The following is an 11248-nucleotide window of genomic DNA, read 5'->3' as shown; positions in this document are numbered from 1 at the left end:
CTGGTGAGTGGCGAAACCCTCCGCCTCTTCAATGGCAGCACCCTGTTGGGCAGCGCCACCGTCAACAACTCTGCGCTCACCTGGTCCTACACACCCACACTCCCCGCCACAGCAGGCACCAACTACTCCATCACCGCCCGCGTCGCTGATGCCGCAGGCAATCTCGGCACTGCCTCGGCTGCGCGCACCTTTGTTCTTGATACAACAGCACCAACCACCAAGGCACTGATCACCGCCGTCACCGACAACATCGGACTCATCCAGGGCGTCGTTGCACCCAGCGGCCGCACCGATGACCTCACCCCCACCATCACCGGCACCCTCTCTGCCGCGCTGGTGAGTGGCGAAACCCTCCGCCTCTTCAATGGCAGCACCCTGTTGGGCAGCGCCACCGTCAACAACTCTGCGCTCACCTGGTCCTACACACCCACACTCCCCGCCACAGCAGGCACCAACTACTTCATCACCGCCCGCGTCGCTGATGCCGCAGGCAATCTCGGCACTGCCTCGGCTGCGCGCACCTTTGTTCTTGATACAACAGCACCAACCACCAAGGCACTGATCACCGCCGTCACCGACAACATCGGACTCATCCAGGGCGTCGTTGCACCCAGCGGCCGCACCGATGACCTCACCCCCACCATCACCGGCACCCTCTCTGCCGCGCTGGTGAGTGGCGAAACCCTCCGCCTCTTCAATGGCAGCACCCTGTTGGGCAGCGCCACCGTCAACAACTCTGCGCTCACCTGGTCCTACACACCCACACTCCCCGCCACAGCAGGCACCAACTACTCCATCACCGCCCGCGTCGCTGATGCCGCAGGCAATCTCGGCACTGCCTCGGCTGCGCGCACCTTTGTTCTTGATACGGCAGCGCCGACCATCACAACAGGACCGATCGCCACTGATGCTTCTGGCTTCCAAATCATCGCCGATTCCGCGAGCACGGCCACTCTCGAGCCCATTGGCGGAGGGTCACTGTTTACCACAAACCTCGCCAGCAATTCCTCCAAAATTATCTCCGTTACTGCCCAAGGATCTGTCAACTTCACGTCCTTGGTCGTCACCGACTTGGCAGGAAACCGCGCCACATCTTCCACTCAGATCATTTTAGGCACGAGCGGAAACGACACCATTCAGGGCTTCTCCAGCGATCAACTGATCTATGGTTTCTCCGGCAACGACATTCTCAACGGCGGCAGTGGCAGCGACACCCTTATTGGCGGAAGTGGCAACGACACCCTCACCGGCGGCTCCGGTCCCGATCGTTTCCGTTTCTCTAGCCCGCTTAATGCCACCACCAACCGGGACCCGATCACTGATTTCTCCATCGCCGATGGCGACAGCATCGAACTGGAGAACGCCGTGTTCACCGCCTTCAGCACACCAGGCACCCTGGCGGCCAACGCATTCGCTATCGGAGCTTCCGCCGCCACAAGCGCCCAGCACCTCCTATATGACAGCGCCACTGGTCTTCTTTCCTATGACGCCGATGGCAACAGTGCAGGAGCCTCCATCGCTTTTGCGCAGTTGACCCCAGGCCTTGCGCTCACCAGTGGACAGTTCGCCATCACCTAGTGTTCCGAATCATCAATGACAAATAACATCGCGGGTTTTCCTTATAGTGGTCTATGGCGCTCAGCTATCCATTGCATTAGCTTGTCTTTGCAGAGGGCGAGATTGAGTCATTGCAGACCCTCGCTTGTTCTCGCTCACTGCCGCATTCAATCGAGCCTCTGGTCTCTATCGTGTTGGCCCGAAGATCCGATCAGGCCAACACAGCCATCGCCCTGCAGATAGGGCTGACGGGGAGACCGTCGGAAAGTTGCGCCAGCTTTCCGGGAATTGGATCTGGAAGGCCTGCACAACAAACTCCGCCCCCCAGGCGGCCGCTCACATACGAGGACAACAAGCAGGATTAAAAACTTAGCCAGGCGCTGCACATCTAACCCACCGATGACATCACCCTCTGTGGCGTCACCTACCTGGCGGCAGCCACAGGAATTTCCCTAACCGAGCTCAAAGCTGGTCAGGCCGAACAACCGCTCCAGGGGCAACGCCGGGGCGGGGCCGCGCACCATGCGGGCGGTCTCAGAGACGGGGAACAGGCCATGGGCTGCCGCCAACGCCAGTGCCGCGCCGTTGGGAACGGGTGTGTCGAGGATCAGGGGCCCGGGGCTGGGCACCTGGGCACGCAAGGCCCGGAACAAGTGTTCGGCAGCCTCGGGATCGTCGGCAAAGAGCGGTCCGATCTTGAAGCCCTCGCGGCAGGGGCGCACGACGCCGTAGCCCGCCAGCACCCCGCACCGCACTAGGCCGAGGGCCTGGCTGCCGCTCTGGCGCAGCCAGGCCGAAAGGAAGGCCGCGCGGCCGGAAGGGGAAAATGGGGCGTCATAGGCCAACAGCTCCTGCAAGGGGCGCGAGGCCAGCGCGACGATGCCGTCGCCATGCACAGCGCCCGCTTCGCCGTCACGGGGTCCGGCTGCGGCAACGGGCCCCTGGTGGCGAAGGCTGAGGAACACGAACTGAAATCCAGAGGCGCGGTAGTTCGCCTGCTGGGCGACGACACCATCGAGCCCGATCGTGCGACCCTCCAGGCGTTCCAGGGCGGCGTTCGAGAGCTGCCGCCCATGGCCCCGACCCCGCCAGAGCGGCCGCACGATGTAGAAGCCAAGGAAGCCGAAGTTGTCGCCGTAGCGGACGGCAGAGATGCAGCCGATCGGCTCCCCACCGCGCAGGCCGAGCAGGAAACCCTGAGGATCAGCCGCAACGAAGGAATCGGCATCCTGCAGGCCTGGGTTCCAACCTTCGGCCGCCGCCCAGTCGAGGGCCAGGGGCAGCTCGGAAGCGGCCATGGGGCGGATCAGGAATTCAGCCACGGTCTGAGACGCTCTCGACGGGCAGGGCGGCCAGGTTCGAAGAGGTCACCTTCGGGGCGTCGCCAGTACCGGCGGGGCCATCCAAATCGTCGCCTTAGGCTTCCTTCCTGCGGGAGGGGGAAACCATGGCACTGGCGCTGGTTACGATCGCCATGGCCCTGGGGCTGATCGTGGTTTACAACCGCCTGGCCCAGCTCAACGTGCAGGCCGACAACGCCTGGGCCGACATCAACGTGCAGCTCAAGCGCCGCCACGACCTGATCCCCAACCTGGTGGAAACGGTGCAGGGCTACGCCAGCCATGAGACGGAGAGTTTCCGCGCCGTGATCGAGGCCCGCAGCGCCGCGATCGCCGCCCGCGGACCAGCCCAGCAGCAGCAGGCGGAACAGCAACTGGGGGCGTCCCTGGGCCAGTTTTTCGCCCTGGCGGAGGCCTACCCGGCCCTGCGGGCGGTGGAGAGCTTCCGGGCCCTGCAGGACGACCTGGGCCGGATCGAGGAGGCGCTGCAGAACGCCCGCCGCTACTTCAACGCCGTGGTGCGCGACCTCAACACCGCGATCGTGCAGTTCCCCTCCAACCTGGTGGCCCAGGGATGCGGGATCCAGCGCCGGGCCTTCTTCGAGCTGGAGGATCGCGCCGAGGCCGCCGTGCCCAAGGTCAGTTTCGGTGGCTGAGGCCAGGCGAGCGCCCTGGCGGCGGTTGGCGATGGGACGGGTAAGGCGGCGATCGGCCTGGCGAGCGCGGGTCGTGATGCTGGCCGTGGTGTTCGGCCTCGGACTGACCCTGCTGCTGCTGGCCCCAGGGGGCGGCGGGGCGGCGCGGGCGGCGGCGGAGCGGTCGCTGGAGCTCGCCAACTTCCAGATGGACGCGGTGGTGGAGCGCGACGGATCGGTCCAGGTGCGGGAGACCCTCACCGCCCGCTTCCAGGGATCGTGGAACGGGATCCGCCGCCAGATCCCGCTGCTGGCGCATCGCCCCGGGGGGCTCGAACCGCTGGGGCTCCAGGTGGAATCGGTCACCGGCGGCGACGGCACGCCCTACCGCAGCGAAACCCGGCGGATGGGCAGGGACATCGAGCTCCGCCTGTTTGTTCCCGGGGCCGCGGACGCCACGCGCACGGTCGTTCTGAGCTATCGGGTGCGCAACGGCGTGCGCTTCTACCCCGACCACGACGAGTTCAACTGGAACGTCACCGGCAACGACTGGGAGATCCCGATCGATCGGGTCAGCGCGCGCGTGCTGCTGCCCGAGGGGGTGAAGGGGGTGCACGCCTCGGTGTACACGGGCGAGCGTGGAGCCGAGGGCCAGGACGCCCGCCTGCGGGTGGGAGCGCGGCAGGTGTCGGCCGAGAGCACCCGGCGCCTGGAGAACGGCGAGGGCCTCACCCTGGCGGTGGGCTTCGACAAGGGGCTGGTGGCACCGCCCACGCCAGTGGAGATGGCCCTGCATTGGCTGCGAGCGCGGCTGGTCCTGCTGCTGCCACTCAGCACCGCCCTGATCCTGGGCTCGACCTGGTGGCGCATCGGCCGCGATCCGGCCCTGGGATCCGTGCCGGTGGCCTACGAACCTCCCCATGGCCTGCCGGCGGCGGTGCTGGGCAGCCTCGTGCAGGAGAACGTGGACAGCGTGGCGCTGGGGGCGACGCTGGTGGATCTGGCCGTGAAGGGGCACCTGCGGATCGAACAGCAGCAGCACAAGCTGGCGTTCCTGCCGCTCCAGAAGCATTACCTCTTCACCCTGCTCACCACCACCGAACAGTGGAAGGCCCTGGCCCCCCACGAGGCCTACCTGATCGAACACCTGTTCCCGTCACGGGAGATCGGCACCAGCGTCGACACCGACGACCTGCGCGACTCTTTCTACGTGCACGTTTCGGGCTTTGAAAGCCTGGTGCAGAAGGCGGTGTTGACGAACGGGTTCTACCACTCCTGGCCCGGCACGGTGCGGGGCCTCAGCTTCGCCGCCGGCCTCCTGGGAGCGGTGGCCTTGATTCTGCTGGCCTTGCTGCTGCTCCCCCCCGACATCGCCCAGCTGCAGTGGGCGGCCGATCCACTGCTCACCGCCCTGAGCCTCGGGGCCACGGTGTTGCTGATCATCCTCTTCGCCTGGATCATGCCGAGCCGGACCCTGCGGGGGGTGGAGGTGCTACGCCAGACCCTGGGCTTCCAGGAGTTCCTGCTCCGGGTCGAGGCCCCCCGCTTCAAGCAGGTGATTCTCACGCCGGAACTGTTCGAGCGCTTTCTGCCCTACGCGATGGTGGCGGGGCTGACACGCCAGTGGGCCAACGCCTTCGTCGGCATCATGCAGGCCCCGCCGAGCTGGTACGTGGGCACGGGCGAGCGCTTCGACATCAACGGCTTCGGCTCCAGCCTCGACGACTGCTGCAGCTCCACCGGCAGCGCAATGGCCTCGTCGCCGAGCAGCTCCAGCAGCTCCAGCGGCAGCTCCGGAGGGGGCAGCTCCGGAGGCGGCGACGGCGGCGGTGGTGGTGGAGGCTTCTGAATGAATCCCATCACCAGGCAACGGGTGGGCACGCTGACCGCGCTCTGGCGCTACCCGGTCAAGTCGATGGGCGGCCAGGCCGTGGAGACCTCCACGGTGAACGAACGGGGGCTGCTGGGGGATCGCTCCTATGCCCTGCTGGATGTCCGCAGCGGCAACGTGGCCAGCGCCAAGAACCCGCGCCCCTGGGCGCCGCTGCTGGGCTTCGAGGCCTCCTACGTCACCTCGCCCGAGGTCGATGGGGCGCTGCCTCCGGTGGCGATTCGCACCCCCGAGGGGCACACCCTCCCCAGCGACGGGGCCGAAACCAACCAGCACCTGTCGGCTGCCCTGGGGCGGGAGGTGACCCTGATTTCGACCCCACCGGAGGCCGCCCGCATCGAGCACTACTGGCCGACGGTGGAAGGCATCGCCCGCCGGGAGGTGGTCACCGGCATCACCCTCCCCGCCGGCACGTTCTTTGATGCATGCAGCCTCCATGCGATCACGACCGCCACCCTGGCCAGGCTCCAGGAGCTGCACCCCGCAGGCGCCTACGACGGGCGCCGTTTTCGCCCCAACCTGGTGATCGACACGGGCCCCGCGGCCCATGGCTTCCTGGAGAAGGCCTGGGTGGGCTCCACCCTGGCCATCGGCGATTCGGTGCGCCTCCAGGTGACCTCGCCCTGTACCCGCTGCGTGATGACGACCCTGGCCCAGCCGGGTCTGCCCCAGGACCTGGACATCTTGCGCACCACGGCCCGGCACAACAACGTGATCGCCGGTGTGCGCCTGGCGGTGCTCCGTGGGGGCCGCCTGCACCTGGGGGATCCCGTCTGGCTGGAGGCCGAGGGCTCCTGAGGGGGAGCAACAGCGCCAGGAAATCTCAGAGGAGTCGTCACAACCGTTCCCCCTGAACGCGCCCACACGCCCAACCACTGCCAGAGTGCAGTCGGCACGCCAGCACCCATGCACCTGACCCCCCAGGAGAAGGACAAGCTCCTGATCGTCACCGCCGCCCTGCTGGCGGAGCGGCGGTTGAACCGCGGCCTCAAGCTCAACCACCCGGAGGCGGTGGCCCTGCTCAGCTTCCTGATCCTGGAGGGGGCCCGCGACGGCCGCAGCGTCGCCGAGCTGATGCGCGATGGCAGCACCTGGCTCAAGCGCAATCAGGTGATGGAAGGCGTTCCGGAGCTCATTCCTGAAGTGCAGATGGAGGCCACCTTCCCCGACGGCACCAAGCTCGTCACCCTCCACGACCCCATTCGCTGAGCGCCCATGCCCCCCCTGATCCCCGGCGAACTGATTCCCGAACCCGGCGTGATCGAGCTCAACGCCGGTCGCCCTGTGACCACGATCCAGGTCGCCAACCGCGGCGATCGACCCGTGCAGGTGGGCTCCCACTTCCACTTCCACGAGGCCAACGAAGCGCTGGTGTTCGATCGCGACGCCGCCCGCGGCCAGCGGCTCGACATCCCCGCCGGCACGGCGGTGCGCTTCGAACCGGGCGATGCCCGCGAGGTGCAGCTGGTGCCCTACGCCGGCGCCCGGCGCGTCTTTGGTTTCAACGGCCTGATCAACGGACCCCTGGAGTAAGCAGCCATGGCCTATCGGATGCAGCGGCGGGCCTACGCCGAGACCTACGGCCCCACCACGGGCGACCGCCTGCGGCTCGCCGACACCGAGCTGATCCTGGAGGTGGAGAAGGATTTCACCACCTACGGCGATGAGGTGAAGTTCGGCGGCGGCAAGGTGATCCGCGACGGCATGGGCCAGGCCCAGACCCCCCGTTCCGAGGGAGCCGTCGACACAGTGATCACCAACGCCCTGATCGTCGACTGGTGGGGGATAGTCAAGGCCGACATCGGCCTGCGCGACGGCCGCATCTGCGCGATCGGTAAGGCCGGCAACCCCGACATCAGCGATGGCATCGACATCATCGTGGGGCCAGGCACCGAAGCGATCGCCGGCGAAGGCCACCTGGTGACCGCCGGCGGCATCGACACCCACATCCACTTCATCTGCCCCCAGCAGATCGAAACCGCCCTGGCCAGCGGGGTCACCACCCTGCTGGGGGGCGGCACGGGTCCGGCCACCGGCACCAACGCCACCACCTGCACCCCCGGCGCCTTCCACCTGGCGCGCATGCTCCAGGCAGCCGAAGGGCTGCCGGTGAACCTGGGCTTCTTCGGCAAGGGCAACGCCACCACCCCCGAGGCCCTCGAAGAGCAGATCCGCGCCGGCGCCTGCGGTCTCAAGCTCCACGAAGACTGGGGCACCACGCCAGCAGCGATCGACTGCTGCCTGTCGGTGGCCGACCAGTTCGACGTGCAGGTCTGCATCCACTCCGACACCCTCAACGAAGCGGGGTTCGTGGAAGACACGATCCGCGCTATCGGCGGACGCACGATCCACACCTTCCACACCGAGGGGGCCGGCGGTGGCCATGCCCCCGACATCATCCGGATCTGCGGCGAGGCCAACGTGCTGCCCAGCTCCACCAACCCCACCCGTCCCTACACCCGCAACACGCTCGAGGAGCACCTCGACATGCTGATGGTGTGCCACCACCTGGATCCATCGATCCCGGAAGATGTGGCCTTCGCCGAATCGCGCATCCGCCGCGAGACGATCGCCGCCGAAGACATCCTCCACGACCTGGGCGCCTTCTCGATCATCGCCAGCGACTCCCAGGCCATGGGCCGGGTGGGGGAGGTGATCACCCGCACCTTCCAGACCGCCCACAAGATGAAGGTGCAGCGCGGCCCCCTGCCGGAGGATGCGGCCGCCGGTGGCCGCCACGACAACACGCGCATCCGGCGCTACGTGGCCAAGTTCACGATCAACCCCGCCATCGCCCACGGCCTCGACAGCCAGATCGGCTCGGTGGAGGTGGGCAAGCTGGCCGATCTGGTGCTCTGGAAACCCGGCTTTTTTGGGGTCAAGCCAGAGCTGGTGCTGAAGGGGGGTTCGATCGTCTGGGCGCAGATGGGCGATGCCAACGCCTCGATTCCCACCCCTGGCCCCGTGCACGGCCGGCCCATGTTCGCCGCCTACGGCGGCGCCCTCGCCCCCAGCTGCCTCACCTTCTTGAGCCAGGCCGCCCTCGACGCTGACCTGCCCAGGAAACTGGGCCTGAGGCGGCCCTGCGTGCCGGTGGTGAACACCCGCGGCATCGGCAAGGCTGAGATGCGCAACAACAGCGCCCTGCCCAAGGTGGAGGTGGACCCCCAGACCTACGAAGTGTTCGCCGACGGCGAGCTGCTCACCTGCGAACCGGCCGAGGTGCTGCCGATGGCCCAGCGGTATTTTCTGCTGTGATCAGCCTGCTGTGAGCAGCCTGCCCTGATGCAAGCCCTTCTGCTTCTGGCCCTCGCCGCCTGCCCGCCCCAGGCCAGCGCCGTGGTGCAGGACGTCTACGGGTGGTACCTCAAGAATCAGAACCGCTGGCCTCGCTCCCTGCCGAGCCAACGGGAGCGGTTCGAGCCCGGGCTCTACGCCAAGCTGAGTGAAGCGAGCAAGCCCTTCCAATCTCCCCGCAACGACGGCAGCGGCGTGCTGGATTCCGATCCCTTCCAGGGCACCCAGGCGGGCGCCCTGGGCTTCCGCATCGCCGGCTGCCAGCTGACGGCACCGGAACGGGCCGTTTTGTCGGTTCCGGTGCGTGTGGGGCGCTCCAAGGCCTCCGCCAGCCTCCAGGCCATCCAGGTGCAGGTGAACGCCACCGGCGGCCGCTGGCGCCTCGCCGACATCACCTTTCCCCCGCCCGAGGGATCGCCGGAGCAGACCCCCCGCCGCACCTTGAGCGGTCAACTGCGGCAGATCCTGGCCATGCGCAGCCCCTCATGGGTCCCCCCCGGAACGAAAGGCCCGGTCTACACGCCGTAGCTGCACCAGCCCCCAGCCGCTGGCGATCAGCCACGCCGCCGCCACCAGGGCCAGGGGCCAGGGGGAGCCGTTGCCAGGGGCGCGCAGGGCACCGCTCCAGCCCGCCCAGAGCACGAACGCCGTGGCCAGGCCATAGGTCCTGAAGGCGTGGAGGCTCCGGCGGCGGCCGGCGGGATCGACGGGATCCTCGCGGTCATAGCGGCGGGGCGAAAGCACCAGGAAGTGGGCCGCCTGCCCCAGGCAGGAGATCAGGAACGCGGGCACCGCCAGCAGGCTGGAGATGGCGAGCAGCAAGCCGCTCGCCCCCACGAACGCCGCACCGGTGAACAGCCAGAGCGCCCGCTCCCGCACCAAAGGATCAGGGCGCCGCGCCGCGAGGCCATCGAGAGCCGCATCGAGCAGGGTGTCTCGAATCACCGCCCGGGCAGCCACCCCACCGGCGAACGCGTAAAACAGCCCCACCAGCAACGTTGAAGCGGCCGCGGCAGTGCTGGTCATTGCAGATCGTCGTGGAAAGAACCACGCTCCGCCGCCGGCCCTGGATCCAAGGGCTGGGGCTGGTAGGTGGCCCCAACGAAGCGGTAGAGGGTGCGGCCGCGGGGCCCAGAGCGCGTGCGCAGATCGGCGTAGCCCAGGGTGCGGCTCTCCAGGATCTCCAGACCATCCTCGGCGCCACCCATCAATTCGCCGTAGACCCCGTCGGGGCGCCGCTCGACGATCCAGAAGGGCACCGCATGGCCGCCGAAGCAGGCCGGGCAACGGCAGGTGGGGACCACGAGCCAGGCCGCGCCCGAAGGCGACAGGCGCGGCAGGGGCAGCGCCGCGAAGAACGCCTCGGCCCGGCGGAGGCCCACGGAGGGATCGGCCACGCAGCGGGCGAACGGAGACCGGTGCTCAGGTCCGGAGGTGCCTGTGTGCCGGCGGCGGCACGCATCCGTTGCTCGAGGTCGTAGCTCTCGGCCTGGGCAGCGCTGACTCCGGGCAGCGCCAGAAGAAGCAGCCAGTGCACTGGAGCGGTTCCCCAACGTTTCAACCGTCCAGCCCTGCGGCCCCGCCGAGCGTACCGAAGGTGTGCGGCCCCGGGTCAGGCCCGACCGCAGGCATGCTGGCTGTCCGGAAGGGTCCAGGCTTCGCCCGTGCGCAGGTTGCGCGTGGTGTATCTCCGTCCGCGCCGATCGTCCTTCGCGGCCTGCCGGCAATCGGGAATGAAGCTCATGCACAGCTGCACCGCATCCCCCTCGCGGCTGCGATGGATCGCCGGCACGGTGTCATAGGAGACCTGGTAGCCGCCGTTGCTGAAGGTGATGGCGGAGCCCGACCCCGGCATGGGGATCAGGACGCCGTTGGCATCGGTGGAGCTGAGCCGGTAGAGCACCTCCTTGACGCTGCTGCGGCGGCACTCCCCCAGCCGCTGGGGCAAGGGAGCCCCCTGGGCCCCGGCGGGAAGCAGCGCCACCGGGCTGAGCAGCCACGCCAGGCCCAGCGGCCGCCAGCTTGTGGCGCCCCTGATCCTGAGCAAGGTGATCCAGGGCGCCGGTCCACCGCGACGGCGGGCAGGGGGGAACTGAAACGCCATGGGAACTCCTCGGCTTGGAGGGGATGGGGTCGACGACGATTCTGGCCATGGGCCCACCGATGGACATTGGCCGCCAACTCCGTCGCTCAGGCCGTTCCAGGGCAGGGCCCGAAGCTTGGCCCTGCACCCCGTGCCGAGGCGGCTGCTCTCCCAACGCCACCCCTTCCTGTGCCGGGCCTCGGGGGCGGTCCACCGCCTGCGTGCCCGCTTCGATGGCCGCACCTACGGCACAGCCGCCAACGTTGGCGCCGAACCGCTGCCTTACCGGATCAAGAAGCCCTAGGAATCTGTTGCGCATGCTCGGCAGCACCGACCTGCGGCTGGTGGTGGCCACCCTCGATGGCGTGCTGTTGCGCCCGGGGGAAACCTGCTCCTTCTGTCAGCTGGTGGGCCAACCCAGCCGCCGGCGCGGCCGGGCATCGGC

At 68.0% G+C, this 11248-nt stretch carries 13 protein-coding genes; 9 read left to right on the top strand and 4 right to left on the bottom strand.

Translation table 11 applies throughout. The features are described 5' to 3' along the window. Positions 1-1578: Ig-like domain-containing protein (locus KBY88_RS16040; RefSeq protein WP_261348886.1), on the top strand; the 1578-nt coding region annotated here is incomplete at its 5' end. A gap of 431 nt (positions 1579-2009) precedes the next feature. Here the strand turns inward: KBY88_RS16040 and KBY88_RS14550 are convergent. Then, on the bottom strand, positions 2010-2855 hold the full coding sequence (locus KBY88_RS14550) for a GNAT family N-acetyltransferase (protein WP_254940664.1): 846 nt from the start codon (positions 2853-2855) through the stop codon (positions 2010-2012). Positions 2856-3004: 149 nt separating this feature from the next. Here KBY88_RS14550 and KBY88_RS14545 point away from each other — a divergent pair, with 149 nt between their 5' ends. The 7 genes from KBY88_RS14545 to KBY88_RS14515 all read left to right on the top strand — a co-directional run bounded on the left by KBY88_RS14545 (position 3005) and on the right by KBY88_RS14515 (position 9248). After that, on the top strand, positions 3005-3553 hold the full coding sequence (locus KBY88_RS14545) for a LemA family protein (RefSeq protein ID WP_254940663.1): 549 nt from the start codon (positions 3005-3007) through the stop codon (positions 3551-3553). Next, complete coding sequence (locus tag KBY88_RS14540) at positions 3546-5381, top strand: DUF2207 domain-containing protein (RefSeq protein WP_254940662.1); 1836 nt, start codon at positions 3546-3548, stop codon at positions 5379-5381. Before KBY88_RS14545 ends, KBY88_RS14540 begins: the two co-directional genes overlap by 8 nt. Further along, a complete protein-coding gene (locus tag KBY88_RS14535) occupies positions 5382-6221 on the top strand; it encodes an MOSC domain-containing protein (RefSeq protein WP_254940661.1) in 840 nt (279 codons plus the stop codon). It begins immediately after the preceding gene. A 108-nt stretch (positions 6222-6329) separates the two neighbouring features. Further along, positions 6330-6632 (top strand): urease subunit gamma, encoded by a 303-nt coding sequence (locus KBY88_RS14530; protein ID WP_254940660.1) that lies wholly within the window; start codon positions 6330-6332, stop codon positions 6630-6632. Positions 6633-6638: 6 nt separating this feature from the next. After that, entirely contained in the window at positions 6639-6956 is a 318-nt protein-coding gene (locus KBY88_RS14525; RefSeq protein WP_254940659.1) for an urease subunit beta, read from the top strand. A gap of 6 nt (positions 6957-6962) precedes the next feature. Next, a complete protein-coding gene (gene ureC / locus KBY88_RS14520; RefSeq protein ID WP_254940658.1) occupies positions 6963-8681 on the top strand; it encodes an urease subunit alpha in 1719 nt (572 codons plus the stop codon). Positions 8682-8708: 27 nt separating this feature from the next. After that, positions 8709-9248 carry a YqhG/Tai3 family protein gene (locus tag KBY88_RS14515; RefSeq protein WP_254940657.1) on the top strand — a complete coding sequence of 180 codons (540 nt, stop codon included), beginning with the start codon at positions 8709-8711 and terminating at the stop codon, positions 9246-9248. Here KBY88_RS14515 and KBY88_RS14510 read toward each other — a convergent pair. The 3 genes from KBY88_RS14510 to KBY88_RS14500 form a co-directional block, all read right to left on the bottom strand. Then, positions 9204-9746 (bottom strand): hypothetical protein, encoded by a 543-nt coding sequence (locus KBY88_RS14510; RefSeq protein WP_254940656.1) that lies wholly within the window; start codon positions 9744-9746, stop codon positions 9204-9206. The two genes, KBY88_RS14515 and KBY88_RS14510, sit on opposite strands and share 45 nt — an antisense overlap. Further along, positions 9743-10117 carry a hypothetical protein gene (locus KBY88_RS14505; RefSeq protein ID WP_254940655.1) on the bottom strand — a complete coding sequence of 125 codons (375 nt, stop codon included), beginning with the start codon at positions 10115-10117 and terminating at the stop codon, positions 9743-9745. The genes KBY88_RS14510 and KBY88_RS14505 overlap by 4 nt, the downstream gene beginning before the upstream one ends. Before the next feature lie 215 nt (positions 10118-10332). Then, positions 10333-10824 carry a hypothetical protein gene (locus KBY88_RS14500; protein WP_254940654.1) on the bottom strand — a complete coding sequence of 164 codons (492 nt, stop codon included), beginning with the start codon at positions 10822-10824 and terminating at the stop codon, positions 10333-10335. Between the two features lie 115 nt (positions 10825-10939). Here KBY88_RS14500 and KBY88_RS14495 point away from each other — a divergent pair, with 115 nt between their 5' ends. Continuing rightward, positions 10940-11107 (top strand): hypothetical protein, encoded by a 168-nt coding sequence (locus tag KBY88_RS14495; protein WP_254940653.1) that lies wholly within the window; start codon positions 10940-10942, stop codon positions 11105-11107. The last annotated feature ends 141 nt before the right edge of the window (positions 11108-11248 follow it).

The sequence above is a fragment of the Cyanobium sp. Morenito 9A2 genome (assembly GCF_024345575.1).
In the GTDB taxonomy this organism is placed as follows: Bacteria; Cyanobacteriota; Cyanobacteriia; order PCC-6307; family Cyanobiaceae; genus ATX-6F1.
This window is presented reverse-complemented; position numbering and strand designations above follow the sequence as displayed.